15 protein-coding genes and 3 pseudogenes are annotated in these 12,460 nt (G+C 62.3%); 11 read left to right on the top strand and 7 right to left on the bottom strand.

The features are described from left to right. The first annotated feature begins 4 nt into the window (after nt 1–4). Nucleotides 5–1,129 (top strand): TniQ family protein, encoded by a 1,125-nt coding sequence (locus tag BPNPMPFG_RS41230; RefSeq protein WP_258599356.1) that lies wholly within the window; start codon nt 5–7, stop codon nt 1,127–1,129. Here the strand turns inward: BPNPMPFG_RS41230 and BPNPMPFG_RS41225 are convergent. After that, on the bottom strand, nt 1,062–2,000 hold the full coding sequence (locus BPNPMPFG_RS41225) for a recombinase family protein (protein ID WP_258599355.1): 939 nt from the start codon (nt 1,998–2,000) through the stop codon (nt 1,062–1,064). The two genes, BPNPMPFG_RS41230 and BPNPMPFG_RS41225, sit on opposite strands and share 68 nt — an antisense overlap. Nucleotides 2,001–2,683: 683 nt before the next feature. Between BPNPMPFG_RS41225 and BPNPMPFG_RS41220 the strand changes: the two genes are divergently transcribed. The 5 genes and pseudogenes from BPNPMPFG_RS41220 to BPNPMPFG_RS41200 all read left to right on the top strand — a co-directional run bounded on the left by BPNPMPFG_RS41220 (nt 2,684) and on the right by BPNPMPFG_RS41200 (nt 6,259). Next, nucleotides 2,684–3,637 carry a DUF1403 family protein gene (locus BPNPMPFG_RS41220; RefSeq protein ID WP_258599508.1) on the top strand — a complete coding sequence of 318 codons (954 nt, stop codon included), beginning with the start codon at nt 2,684–2,686 and terminating at the stop codon, nt 3,635–3,637. A gap of 2 nt (nt 3,638–3,639) precedes the next feature. After that, entirely contained in the window at nt 3,640–4,374 is a 735-nt protein-coding gene (gene scpB / locus BPNPMPFG_RS41215) for an SMC-Scp complex subunit ScpB (protein ID WP_258599354.1), read from the top strand. Between the two features lie 148 nt (nt 4,375–4,522). Beyond that, nucleotides 4,523–5,182, top strand: a complete 660-nt coding sequence (locus tag BPNPMPFG_RS41210) for a DUF433 domain-containing protein (RefSeq protein WP_258599507.1) — start codon at nt 4,523–4,525, stop codon at nt 5,180–5,182. Further along, nucleotides 5,179–5,364 (top strand): annotated as a pseudogene (locus tag BPNPMPFG_RS41205) (DUF5615 family PIN-like protein); the annotation flags it as partial. The gene BPNPMPFG_RS41210 and the pseudogene BPNPMPFG_RS41205, both read left to right, overlap by 4 nt. 25 nt (nt 5,365–5,389) lie before the next feature. Next, the gene (locus BPNPMPFG_RS41200) at nt 5,390–6,259 is read left to right on the top strand and encodes an ADP-polyphosphate phosphotransferase (RefSeq protein WP_258599353.1); all 870 of its coding nucleotides are present in this window, start codon (nt 5,390–5,392) and stop codon (nt 6,257–6,259) included. A gap of 207 nt (nt 6,260–6,466) precedes the next feature. On the opposite strand, the gene BPNPMPFG_RS43565 is transcribed toward BPNPMPFG_RS41200, so the two are convergent. Next, nucleotides 6,467–6,655 carry a hypothetical protein gene (locus tag BPNPMPFG_RS43565; protein ID WP_413776988.1) on the bottom strand — a complete coding sequence of 63 codons (189 nt, stop codon included), beginning with the start codon at nt 6,653–6,655 and terminating at the stop codon, nt 6,467–6,469. Nucleotides 6,656–6,681: 26 nt separating this feature from the next. On the opposite strand from BPNPMPFG_RS43565, the gene BPNPMPFG_RS41190 reads away from it, so the two are divergent. Further along, nucleotides 6,682–7,191, top strand: a complete 510-nt coding sequence (locus tag BPNPMPFG_RS41190) for a hypothetical protein (RefSeq protein WP_258599352.1) — start codon at nt 6,682–6,684, stop codon at nt 7,189–7,191. A gap of 97 nt (nt 7,192–7,288) precedes the next feature. Here the strand turns inward: BPNPMPFG_RS41190 and BPNPMPFG_RS41185 are convergent, their stop codons facing one another. The 4 genes and pseudogenes from BPNPMPFG_RS41185 to BPNPMPFG_RS41170 all read right to left on the bottom strand — a co-directional run. Next, nucleotides 7,289–7,486, bottom strand: a complete 198-nt coding sequence (locus BPNPMPFG_RS41185; protein ID WP_258599351.1) for a hypothetical protein — start codon at nt 7,484–7,486, stop codon at nt 7,289–7,291. Nucleotides 7,487–7,494: 8 nt separating this feature from the next. Next, nucleotides 7,495–7,824 carry a low affinity iron permease family protein gene (locus BPNPMPFG_RS41180; RefSeq protein WP_258599350.1) on the bottom strand — a complete coding sequence of 110 codons (330 nt, stop codon included), beginning with the start codon at nt 7,822–7,824 and terminating at the stop codon, nt 7,495–7,497. A 35-nt stretch (nt 7,825–7,859) separates the two neighbouring features. Continuing rightward, nucleotides 7,860–8,120, bottom strand: a complete 261-nt coding sequence (locus BPNPMPFG_RS41175) for a hypothetical protein (protein ID WP_258599349.1) — start codon at nt 8,118–8,120, stop codon at nt 7,860–7,862. Between the two features lie 111 nt (nt 8,121–8,231). Continuing rightward, nucleotides 8,232–8,408 (bottom strand): annotated as a pseudogene (locus tag BPNPMPFG_RS41170) (TIM44-like domain-containing protein); the annotation flags it as partial. 165 nt (nt 8,409–8,573) lie between these two features. Here BPNPMPFG_RS41170 and tnpA point away from each other — a divergent pair. From tnpA to BPNPMPFG_RS41150, 4 genes and pseudogenes are all read left to right on the top strand, one after another. Next, nucleotides 8,574–8,903 (top strand): annotated as a pseudogene (tnpA, locus tag BPNPMPFG_RS43560) (IS66-like element accessory protein TnpA); the annotation flags it as partial. 20 nt (nt 8,904–8,923) lie between these two features. Further along, nucleotides 8,924–9,271, top strand: a complete 348-nt coding sequence (tnpB, locus tag BPNPMPFG_RS41160) for an IS66 family insertion sequence element accessory protein TnpB (RefSeq protein WP_258599345.1) — start codon at nt 8,924–8,926, stop codon at nt 9,269–9,271. Between the two features lie 66 nt (nt 9,272–9,337). Then, complete coding sequence (gene tnpC / locus BPNPMPFG_RS41155) at nt 9,338–11,014, top strand: IS66 family transposase (RefSeq protein ID WP_258599344.1); 1,677 nt, start codon at nt 9,338–9,340, stop codon at nt 11,012–11,014. Nucleotides 11,015–11,016: 2 nt separating this feature from the next. Continuing rightward, nucleotides 11,017–11,241 (top strand): hypothetical protein, encoded by a 225-nt coding sequence (locus BPNPMPFG_RS41150; protein WP_258599343.1) that lies wholly within the window; start codon nt 11,017–11,019, stop codon nt 11,239–11,241. 212 nt (nt 11,242–11,453) lie between these two features. Here BPNPMPFG_RS41150 and BPNPMPFG_RS41145 read toward each other — a convergent pair whose 3' ends face one another. Further along, entirely contained in the window at nt 11,454–12,407 is a 954-nt protein-coding gene (locus BPNPMPFG_RS41145; RefSeq protein WP_258599341.1) for an IS481 family transposase, read from the bottom strand. Between the last annotated feature and the right edge of the window lie 53 nt (nt 12,408–12,460).

The following is a 12,460-nucleotide window of genomic DNA, read 5'->3' as shown; positions in this document are numbered from 1 at the left end:
GCCGGTGCGCGTCCTGCCCCTCGCGCCCCGGCCATTCGACGACGAGTTGCTTTCCTCCTGGCAGGGGCGTGTGGCCTGTCGCTACGGATGCACGCTGCTCGAAGTTGAAAGCTGGCTCGACGCGGACATCGATCCGGGGCGGCGAGGCGATCTGATCGGTCGAGACTTCGATCCCGGCGATGCAATGATCACACGCTGGGCCCGCGCCTGCCGGATGGATGCGGGCCGACTTGCTCGGATGGCGCTACGCCGGCAGGCGCGCGGCCTCAACTGGTACATCCAGGATCGCTGGCATCAGGGCGTCTGTAGTGCTTGCCTCGACGAGGATCACGCCGGCGGCCGGGATCATTATCTTCGCCGCGCGTGGTCTCGGGTTGAAGCAATCGTCTGCCCCCGGCATCTTACCATGCTGCGGGACTTGTGCGGCCATTGCTTCGCCCGTACGGGATTTCGCTTCGATTGCCGAGAGGGGAGGGGGCGTCTCGTTTGCCGGAGCTGTTCGGCTCCCGTGTCTTTCGGGCGCGCGAATAGGGTCGTTTCGGAACGGCAAAGCTTCCTCCTGGCGCTTACGGACATCGTCACATTGGCCATCGAGGAGGGGCCTCAGGGCACGGCGACCAAAGACATCATGCGGGCCGCGCGATTGTTGTGGTCGTCATCGCAGGCGGGCGGAAAGCCCTTCATCGCATGGCTGGGGCATCCCCGCCTGAACGGCAACGACATGCCGGCCGATCGCGAGGAGCCGCTCGCCACTGCCTCATTGCCAAGCCGCATGTTGACCCTGTTCGGAATTGCACAGCTGCTGGATCTGGCCGATGCCAGAAGCCGCATCGGGCCGCCGCCTTTCTTCCTGGCGGAAAAATTCGCGGCGGGCGACCTGTCGCGGTCTGCCACAGGCCGGGTCGTGCCGCAGACCCGGAATGTCGAGCGCCCCGCCACGACATACGCGCCCCGATCGGATGCCGAGTACCGTACATTGGCCGAAGAAATCCTCGCCAGTCCCCAATGGAGGGCCGTTCAGGGCGCCGCACGGACCGTGCGCGAGCGGGCGTTGGCACGCCTCATGACTGAGGCCCTTGATCGGGCACCACGAGACCGAGCCGCCGGGCTCGATCCAGCAGCGCCTTGACCGACGACGGCTGCCATTGGCGAGCGCCGCGGGGCGTGCGTTCATGCATCCGTTCCAGCTGTGCGCCGATCTCGAGCAGAGTAAGATCCGGATCGGCGAGCGCAATTCCGGCGACCAACGTCATCAGCCGGTCCTCCGGCGGGCGGCGAGGGGCGCGTTTGATCAGCGCCGGTTCGGCGATGTGTTCGCGCACCAGCCGATGCACCGCGCGCCGCAGCCGCTCGATCGTCCAGCTGTGCCCCTTCCGGTTCAGCACCCGCACCACGTCGTCCCAGCTGTGCTGCGGCCGCAAGCGGCGCACGGTCGGCAGCCAGGTCTGCGCCGAGGTGATGAGATCGTCGAGATAGGCGCGCTCACGCGCTGCCGCGATCGCCCGGACAGCTTCGGGACGGCGTTCGCGAAGCCCGGGGTTGCCGGCAAGCCTGCCGCGTGCCTTGGCCGCCTTCATGCCCGCCTTGGTGCGTTCAGCGATCAGGGCACGCTCGAGCTGCGCCACGGCGCCGAGCACCTGCAGCGAGAACATGCCCTGCGGCGTCGACGTGTCGATCGGATCGCGCAGCGAGCGGAAGTGCGCGCCCCGCGCCTCGAGTTGCTCGATGACCTCGAGCAGATGGCTGACCGAGCGGGCGAGGCGGTCGAGCCGCACGACGACGAGAACGTCGCCGGCGGCGATCTCGCGCATCAGCTTCGCCAGCACCGGCCGGGAGCGCGATGCGCCGGAGCCGTGCTCCTGGTGAACCATATGACAGCCGGTGGCCTTGAGTTCGTCGACCTGGGCGTCGTTGAGCTGGTCCTCGGTGGAAACCCGAGCATAGCCGATCAGGCGGCGGGCGCGGGGAGGGGGTGTGGCTTGGGTGCGCGGTTTGGCCATTTGCGGGGACAATTTGGGCCGTTTTTTGCAATAGTGCAATGTGTCAGAAAAGGTTCCTTTGGTGACGTGTATTATCGACCCATTTGCAGCCCCGTAGAGCGCGATCGAGGCCTCCGGACGTGTCCGAGGAATCGAAAGGGGCCAAATCGAGCCCATGAGGCCGCTTTGGCCGAAGAGGGACAAAACTGGTCGTTTCGAGCCCGGCACCCTGACGGACCTGCACCGGTGCACAGGAAACGCCCCGATTTGGTCCTGTTTCGGCGGGCGGAGCGGATTTCGTGAGACCACGTGATTCCGAGTCGGAAAAAGTGAGACTACGTGACAAAGCGCGCCTTTGCGCACCGGCGTCAGCTACGAAAACAAGGAATTCAGATGGTTAGCAGCCAACAGGCGGATCTGACCTAGCGCGCAGTCTCAAGAAAACCGCTCCAAATCCGCCGATCCTGGCCGATCTGTCCACTCAATTGGGGTGAGAATCCACCGAATAAGGGCGAGAACGACGCCTGAAACCGCGAAAATGCGGGCTTTCCAGCGATCTAGGATGACCGACAGCAGCCATTTCGGCACTAGGCCTCATAATGAGCGATAATGCAACATTATCGTTCGTTATTGTGCGCGGACAGGCTGTGCGTTTTGGCGCGAAATCGATGGCGGAAAGCGCACCGGCGCTCTACGCTCAAATCATGATTCGCCTCGACCCCGCGACCGCCAGTCCCCTCGCGCCGCCGACCGTTCCGGCCTGGGCGCTCGCCGGCGGCGGCGCGCCCAACGACGCCGCCGCCGCTTTCCAGGCCGGCGCCGCCTTGGCTCCGCTCGACACGCTTGCTCGGGCGCAAGCCAGCTGGGCCGGTGCCTGGCGCCAGCGGCTGGCGCTCAACAGCGCCGCCGCCAGCATGCGGCTGGCCGGCCGCGCCGAGGACGCAGCCGCCTTGCGCGACGCCTGGCATCTGCGCGCGGCCGGCGCCGATCCCGGTCCCGCCGGCGCCATCTTCGGCGCATGGCGGCAGCTGGCGCTGCAGCCGCCGTTCGCCAGCGCTGATCGGCTTGAAAAGATAGTCGATCTGCTCGGGCTCCATTGGGATGCCACAGCACTGGCTGCGCTTTGCACGCAAATCGAGGAACTGGCGCGGTCGCGGCGGCCGGCGCCGTTCGCCGCCGCGGCGATCGCCGCCCACGTCGTCGCCCTGCGCTCCGATGCCGAGCTTTTTGCCTGGTGGCTCGCCGACCTGGTGCTGGCGCAAAGCCTGCGCTGGCCGCGGCCGGTGCCGCTGCTGATGGCTCAGGCCTTTGGTCCGGCTTTTCGCTGCGAGGTTGGCGGCAAGCGCATCCGACCCGGCGAAAAAAGTTTTGAGCGCGCGGTTTGCGTTGCGCTGGTTCAAGCGGCGGCGGATGCCTGCCGGCTGGCCGCCGAGGTGTCGCGCCGTGCCGAAAGGCTCATGGCGGTAGCGCCAAAGCTGCGCGCCAAGGGCGCTGGCGAGGTGATTTTTCTGCTGCTCAACGAAGACGCCATCTCCGGCTCGCTGACAACAAAGAACCTGTCGCGCTTCGGGGCACGGCGCCTGTTCGAGCGGCTGCAAAAGTTCGAGGCTGTGCGGGAGTTGTCCGGCCGCTCTTCCTTCCGGCTTTACGGGCTGTAGCGATGGCAGAATCCGCGACGCGCCGAAAGGAAAGCGAGCAGCCCGTGCTTCTGGACACCGAGCTCGAGCATCTGCCGCCGGAGCTGCGGTGGCGCGAGTGGATGGGCCGGGTCGAAGCCGTGATTTTCGCCGCGAGCGAGCCGGTCACACGTAGTGTGCTCGCGCGCGTGGTCGGCAAAAACTGCAACATCGATCTCATCATTGACGAGATCCGCGACGAATTGCGTGGACGTCCCTACGAATTGGTCTCCGTTGCCGGCGGCTGGCAGCACCGCACCCGGAAGAACTTTGCCGACGCCATCCGGGGTGCATTTGGCGCTGCAACCGGCCAGGGTGCCGGCGGTGGTGAAAAAAGACCCCTGTCGGAGTCGGAAAGCCTGGTGCTGATGTGCATCGCCTATTTCCAGCCGATCACTCGTGCCGAGCTGTCGTCCTTCTTCGGCAAGGAGGTTTCTCGCGACCTGATCGGCATCCTTCGATCACAGGACTTCATCGCTTCCGGCCCTCGCAGTCCCACACAAGGCGCGCCCTATACCTATGTTACGACCAAGACCTTCCTGTCGCATTTCGGGCTCGACACGCTGCGCGACCTGCCCGACTTCGAAGCGCTCGAAGACGCCGGACTGCTCAGCAAGGACAAGCTGCTGGTTGGGAACATCTTGCCAGCATTCGCTGGCGATGACGAAGAGGACGAATCAGAAACCGGAATGTCAGACGATTTCGGCGGCCGCGTCTAGATGGCTGCCGGCCGGCCGTATGAGGCTTCGGCCTTCTCAATCGGGGTACATCAGGGCTCCTGAAATATGGATGCACGGGGTCAGGTAGCAACCAGCCTTTACGAAGAGAGACCAAGCGCCTATATTGTTCTTCACAAGGAGAACAATTATGGGTGCGCTAGTTCGCATTTACACGCCTGCAGAGGCGGCAGCCGTCAGCGGGATCGGCATCAAGGCCGTTCACAACGCGATCGACAAACGCATTGTCGATACGGTGCCGGAAACTGGTCGACGTGCCGGCGGGATTGTCCGACGGGCGCTGACCGGGGAAGGTCTGCTGCGCCTCAAGCTCTGGTATGGCGTCGGTTCGACACTCCCGGCTGATCGTCGACGTCGCCTGTTCGAGGAGATTAAGGCTGCCCCAACGGCCAAGACTGTCAAGGCCGACGATTTGCTGATCGTCGACGTCGCTGAAGCGCGCAAGCAGCTTAAGGCACGCATAGTCGATCTCGATGAAGCGGAGGCCGCCATCGGCCGCGTTAAGGGGGTGATGGGCGGAGAGCCGGTCTTCAAAGGAACCCGCATCCCTGTGCGAATGATCACGGCGATGCTTGCGCAAGGTGCCGGCGAGACGGAGATTCTCGAGGGATATCCCATTCTGACGCCACGGATGATTGAGCTTGCGAGAATCTGGGTCGCTGCTCATCCAACGCGCGGACGACCAAAGAAGCTCTCCGAGATGGGGCTGAAAGCCAAGTCGTCGAAGCACATGGTGCTGCAAGGAGATCCACACCCGTCTACGAGTTCGAAGACACGCGTGGCCTCGTGAAGTTCCTGATCGACGAGTGCCTGCATACGTCCCTAGTTGCTGTCGCTCAGGTGCGCGGACATGAAGCAAACCATGTCAGCTGGCTTGGGCTCAGCGGCGAAACCGACTGGGATCTGATGCCACGCATCGTGGAGGGGGATTTCACCTTCGTCACGAACAACGCCAAGGAAAACCGATCGATGTGCCAGCCGCGGCGAAAGGAAAAGGATGAGAATCAATTCAAAATACTTTCGCGTGCAGGAGGGAGACAATGTCAATCTCAAGAAATGGCCGACTTCAATCAAGCCCGTCTACAAGTCGAAGGAGCAATATCACAAACTTCTGGCTGACCATGTTGCGCAACTGAGCGCGCAACAGCAGCTTCTTTACGCATCCAATAGCTATGCCATCCTTATGATCTTTCAGGCGATGGATGCGGCCGGAAAGGATGGCGCCATCAAGCACGTGATGTCGGGGGTCAATCCGCAAGGCTGCCAGGTATTCAGCTACAAGCATCCCAGCCCCGCCGAACTGCAACACGACTTTCTCTGGCGCACGACCCGTGACCTGCCGGAACGCGGTCGGATCGGCATCTTCAACCGGTCCTATTACGAAGAGGTTCTGATCGCCCGCGTCCATCCAGAGATTCTTCGCAGCGAGGGGCTCCCCGATGCTTTGCGCGACGAGAAGACGGTGTGGCACGACCGGTATCGTTCGATCACGAATTTGGAGAGGCACCTCTCCGGCAATGGAACACGCATCATCAAATTCTTTCTTCATCTCTCGAAGGAGGAGCAGCGAAAGCGCTTTCTTGAGCGTATCGATGAGCCCGAAAAGAACTGGAAGTTCAGCGTTGCTGACATCGAGGAGCGGAAATTCTGGAAGGACTACATGACGGCCTACGAGGAATGTCTTAGTGCGACGAGCACCAGCGACGCCCCCTGGTATGTCGTCCCCGCCGATGACAAAGAGAACGCCCGGCTGATCGTATCGCAAATCGTTCTCGATACGCTCGAAGGACTCAAAATGACTTTCCCGAGGACGACCGCAAAGCGCCGGCAGGAATTGCTGTCGATTCGAAAGCGGCTGGTAAAATGAAATCCTGAGTGAGCTTCGCGTGTTGTTGCGTGTGCGTCCCGTTATCCAAGCGGGCATCGATTGTGTTCGACCGAGCCGGAGCGCTGACACTTTGTTGATTTTCACTAGGAACTGACCCGGCAATGGAGTGAACCCCTGCGGCTGGACCAGGGGGGCCTAAAAAAACTGATACGCTCGATGGGCCTTGAACGGAGAAGGCTCATGAAGTCACGAGGTCCATATCGTCGGCACTCGACGCAATTCAAACTGCAGCTCTCCCAGGACATCCGCGGTGGCGTCATCGGGCGCCGCGATGCCCAGCGCACGTATAGCGTTTCGGCGAACCTTATCCAGGCGATCGAGCATCATCACAAGCGGGTTCGTTTCTTCTCCACGGTCGAGCTGGTCAATGCGCATTTGCTACGGCCTGGGTGCACAATCAGGTGAAGAACGCCACGACAGAAATGCATCTCCAACTTGCGACGCGCACGCGTCGCTTAATCCGCCGCGCGGCGTTGGTGCTGACCGCCATCATCACCTTCATGAATTTCGTCGCCCTGTATTTCCTGTTGCGCGCTTTGCTCGGCGGTCACGCTGGGGACGCCAGGTCGCTGTTGATCGACGCGGCGAATATCTGGTCGACCAATGTGATTGTCTTCGCGCTGTGGTACTGGAGCATCGATAGGGGCGGGCCCGCATCAAGAGGCATGGTTCCCCAGTCCACCGTCGATTTTCTATTTCCCCAAATGGCAATGAGTATCGACCGCCCTAAAGACTGGTCACCTGGCTTCGTGGACTATTTCTTTGTGTCCTTTACCAACGCGACGGCGTTTTCCCCTACAGACACGATGCCCCTATCGGCCCGGGCCAAACTCCTGATGGCGGCCGAAGCAGCAGTGTCGCTTATGACACTCGCGCTGGTAGCTGCCCGCGCGGTAGACATACTAAGCTAATCGCATCTCAGGAGCGGCGACCTGTCGGGCCGGCAGGTCGCCCCTTATCTCCAATTAAATAGCGCGACCTGGTCCGGAAATTGTCGCGCGCTTCAAATCATGGCGTCGCAATGTAGCCGAAAACCAGCCCTTTCTCTTCGTCCGTGACCCTCACCCAGTCGCCTTCAGGCTGCTTGGTTAGCTTCACGGTTTGGCTAATGACTTTTCCCGCAGCTTCGAACGGCGTCGGCGCTTTGATTGCATGCGACTTTCGCACGGTGTCATCTACCATTTCGTCGACCCGATAGCTTCTCATTTGAGGTCTCACCGATTGTTCGAAAGCGCAGCGTTCCGCTCGATCTTCTCGATCTCAGCGGTAATTTCCGCGTGCGAAGCATGTTCGAGACCGACTACCTCGTTTCGCGCATTGTCCAGAGCCACGATAATTTCGTTCAACTTGGCCTGCATCGCGCGAGTGTCACGGCTGTTCTGGATCAGAACGACGCCGGTTAACGCAATGGCTGATATGGACAGGGTGTAGCTTCCAACGGACGAGCTGGCGAACGCCGCGCAAGTGACTGCTGCCCCGAGCATGACGTAGAAGCCAGGCGGCCTTGAGAAGAACTCCGCTAAAAAGTACAAAGGACGATCCATGATGCCCTCCAATGCATGCGTCATCAGCACGAGCGTTATTGAGCTGTCTGTTTTTTGACAGCCGGCTGGGAGGGTAAAGTTTGCTGCTGCTCCAGCAGTTGCTTCTTACGCTTCTGCTTCTTATGGAGCTGGTGACCCACCACACACCCACCCAAGGCTCCGAGCACCGTGTGATGGCCGGCATAGTGGCCAGCCACGCCGCCCGCTGCGGCACCCGACAGACATCCGATCGCCTGGGCTTGTGAACTCACACCCAGAACAGCGAAAACTGCCGCCGCGATTATTACTCTTTTCATATCAGTTTCTCCTAATTTTGGTCCCGGAACCGCAATGCGGAAGATGCCGAATCGTTCCGTGAGAAGGTCGGCGCTTAGGCATTGGGCGATAGGAGCCGGCGTCGTTGCGTTTCAATTGGCCGTTTCCTGGATCGCAGATAGCAGCCATGGTTGCCCAGTCTCGCGAGTGAAGGTCCACAGCTCCGTTGTTTCGACAGGATTGTTGGGATCTCTCTTTTCAATGGCGCCTGTTTGACGGTTACGCATCACATCGATGGCAGACCAATGCATGGCCACGGTCGCGTAGTCGCGCATGGGTCAGTCCCTCGGGCATGAGGCCCCTCGTTATCAACGAGGAATGGCTGATGCCCGCCAAGAGGTACGCCTCCGGCTAAGGCCGCCTTGCGCGAGTATGGCACGGTAGCGAGGCTGTGCTCTTAAGGTCGTCCTTACGAGCGTAGTTAGCAGCACAGCATGAGCCAAGTGACGTTATTGACCGGGCCGGAGCGCCGTCGTCGTTGGAGCGAAGAGGATCAGTGCCGGATACTGGCCGCGGCATTCGCGCCCGGGGCCACGGTGGCGGCGGTGGCGCGTCAGTACGATGTCGCAACCAGCCTGATCTATAAGTGGCGCCGCACGCTGAGAGCCCGCGAGACGGGCTTTGCCGAAGTCGTCGTGGTTCCCGATGAGCCTGTCGCCGCTTCGGTGCCGGCGGCGCCCCCAGCGGTGATCGAGCTGGAGATCGCTGGCAAGGTGCGGCTGCGGATTCCGCTAACCACGCCGCCGACACTGGCGGCGGCGATGGTGAAGGCGCTGGGCGTTTCATGGTCCCGGTTCCGAGCCAGGTGCGGATCTGGTTGGCGGTCGGCCGGACCGATATGCGTCGCGGGATGCAAGGCCTCGCTCTGCAGGTTCAGGAGACGTTGGGCCGGGATCCGCATGCCGGCGATCTTTATGTCTTCCGCGGCCGCAGCGGCAATCTGATCAAGGTTATCTGGCATGATGGGCTCGGCATGTCGCTGTATGCAAAACGGCTCGAGAAGGGCCGGTTTCTATGGCCGTCGCCGGCGGACGGTACGGTTTCCATATCACCGGCGCAGCTCGCCTACATGCTCGACGGGATCGATTGGCGCAACCCGCGTCACACGTTCCGCCCCCAGCGCGCGGGCTGAGTTTTTCTTTGAGTTTGCGCCATTTTCCGCGAGTCAGCGAACGCGTTTTATGATTCACTCCAGAGCATGGTTGCCACCGCCTTGGATGCTGTTCCGGACGATATCGGCGCGCTGAGAACAGCGCTGACCGCGGCGCTGGCCAGAGCCGAAGACGAGGCCGCGCGCGCTGCGCTGGTCGAGGCCGAACTGGCGGTCGCCAGGGCCAAGGCATCGGATGATGCGGCGCTGATCGCACATCAGGATCTGACGATCCGCAAGCTGCAGCGGGCGCTGCATGGTCAGAGTTCTGAACGTTCCGCCCGCCTGCACGACCAGATGGAACTCACCTTCGAAGAACTCGAGAGCACGGCGACGGAAGACGAGATCGCCGCCGAACAGGCAGCGGCCCGGACCACCGAGGTGGCGCCTTATGTGCGCAAACGACCGGCGCGCCAGCCATTTCCCGAGCACCTGCCGCGCGAACGCGTGGTCGAGCCGGCGCCGACCGCTTGCCATTGCTGCGGCGGTCATCGGCTGCGCAAGCTGGATGAGGATATCACCGAGACGCTGGAGGTGGTGCCGCGGCAATGGAAGGTGATCCAGCACGTGCGGGAGAAGTTCACCTGCCGCGACTGCGAGGCGATCAGCCAGGCTCCAGCGCCGTTCCACGTCACCCCGCGCGGCTGGGCCGGTCCCGGCCTCCTGGCGATGATCCTGTTCGAGAAGTTCGGCCAGCATCAGCCGCTCAACCGCCAGGCTGAACGCTATGCCCGCGAAGGCGTGCCGCTCAGCCTGTCGACCCTGGCCGACCAGGTCGGCGCCGGCGCCGCGGCGCTGATGCCGCTGTTCAAGCGGCTCGAAGCCCATGTGCTGGCCGCTTCACGTCTGCACGGCGACGATACGACGGTTCCGGTCCTGGCCAAGGGCAAGACCGATACCGGCCGATTATGGACCTATGTGCGCGATGACCGACCGTTCGGCGGCGCCGATCCGCCGGCGGCGGTGTTCTATTATTCCCGCGATCGTCGAAGGGAACATCCCGCAGCGCATCTCGCCGGCTGGAGCGGCATCCTGCAGGCCGATGCCTATGGCGGTTATGGGGATCTCTATGCAACGGGCCGTCAGCCGGCGCCTATTCTGGAAGCCAGCTGCTGGGCCCACAGCCGGCGCAAAGTGTTCGAGCTGGCCGATATCGAAGCGGCGGCGCGCAAGAAGGCGCACGGCGAGAAGCCCAACCTGGTCTATCCGCTAGCGGTTGAGGCCGTGAAGCGAATCGATACCCTGTTCGATATCGAGCGCGCGATCAACGGCCTGTCGCCAGGCCAACACCACGCCGTGCGCCAAGAGCGGAGCGCGCCGCTGGTCACCGAGCTCGAGCGCTGGATGATCGAGAGGCGCGACAAGCTCTCTCGCGGACACAATCTGACCAAGGCCTTCAACTACATGCTGCGCCGCTGGTCATCCTTCACCCGGTTCCTCGACGATGGGCGGATCTGCCTGTCGAACAATGCTGCCGAGCGAGCCCTGCGCGGCATCGCTCTCGGCAGAAAGTCGTGGCTGTTCTGCGGTTCCGATCGCGGCGGACAGCGCGCTGCCGTTCTCTACAGCCTGATCGCCAGCGCCAAATTGAATGACGTCGACCCTCAGGCCTGGCTCGCCCACGTCCTCGCCCAACTGCCCGCCTATCCGGCCCATCGGATCGATGATTTGCTGCCTTGGAATTGGAGGTCCGCAAAAGTGCGGACCCAACCAGCGGCGGCCTGATCATGCAGCGCAATAAGGTGCATCACGTCTACACCGTCGAACGTGTCGCCAGGGACCTCGATGTCAGCGAAGCGCTCATCCAGGACCTGACCCTCGGTCTCGAGCCTAAGGACGGCGTCATCTGGGTGTACGGCGCCAACGATGACGACGGCGCTGCGCCGCGTATGGGCACTCTGGCAGGTGAAAGAACGAACCGCCGCAGAAGACGACGAATGCGACAGGCTTGAGGCGGAATGCGTGGGAGCTGGCTACGACCCGTTGCTCGCTTGGTGTAGCAGTCAGACTTAGGAGCAACCCGATGCCGGTAAGGCGACGAATTAACAAGGCGCGTGCAGCAGAAGCACCCGCGTGGCTCATGTTCATGATGAGTGGCTACGACTTCTTCAGCGACCTCGTTGACGCTGGCGTGGTCGATGACCGCCGTGAGGTTCCGTGCGAGCTAGCTGTGGAGCCTCAACAGGTTGTCCAGGGTTAGATCGAGGCGACTGATGGGTGGTTTGGACTTTAGGCCGTGTGGGCGATGCCAATTGTATCTGTGCAGCCAGACAGGCAGTTCGGCGGCGCGGTGATCTGAAGTCGGATAAGCGATGGCATAGGCCCATTCGCGCAGCGCCGTCTGGATGAAGCGCTCGGCCTTGCCATTGGTCTTGGGCGTGTAAGGCCTTGTCCTGACGTGCTTGAGACCGAGATCGCGGCAGGCCTTGGCGAAGGCCTTCGATCTGTAGCAGGAGCCGTTGTCGGTCATGACGCGGGCTATCGCGACGCCGAGGCTGGCGTAGTAGGCGACCGCCGCTTTGAGGAAGGCGATGGCGCTTTCTTTTTTCTCGTCGGGCAGGATCTGCGAGAAGGCGATGCGGGAGGCGTCGTCGATGCAGACATGGACGAACTCCCAACTGCTGCCGCGCGAGCTGGCATTGCCGGTGCGCTTGCCGGTAATGCGATGACCGATGCGCTCGAAACGACCGAGCTTCTTGATGTCGATATGGATCATCTCGCCGGGATGCTCGCGCTCGTAGCGTCGGATCGGCTCGGCCGGTTCGATATCCCTGAGCCGCGACAGTCCGGCACGCTTGAGAACGCGGCTAACGGTGGCGGGCGAGACGCCGACCTCATGGGCGATGTGCTTGCCGGTCCAACGTTGCCGCCGCAGCGCCATGATGCGCTCGGCGATCAACGCAGCGGTGGCCTGTGGCATATGGGCGGGCCGCGAGGAACGGTCGATCATGCCGGCCCGCCCTTCGGCCTTATAGCGCTCGACCCAACGCGCCACGATCTTGGCCGACACGCCGTAGACGCGCGCCGCATGGGCTTTGGAAAAAGCCCCTTCTATCACCGACAGCGCCATCTCCTCTCGACGCAGCGGCGTGAGACGGGCATTCTTGTGGATGTTCATTCGGACCCTCCGGTGAGTGCTGAAGCCTGGTAACTCCAGTCTCTCCGGTCCGG

Origin of the sequence: Mesorhizobium sp. AR07, from assembly GCF_024746815.1 — a bacterium.
In the GTDB taxonomy this organism is placed as follows: domain Bacteria; phylum Pseudomonadota; class Alphaproteobacteria; order Rhizobiales; family Rhizobiaceae; genus Mesorhizobium.
Note: the sequence above shows the minus strand (reverse complement) of the source record. Positions and strands in the feature narration are given on the sequence as shown.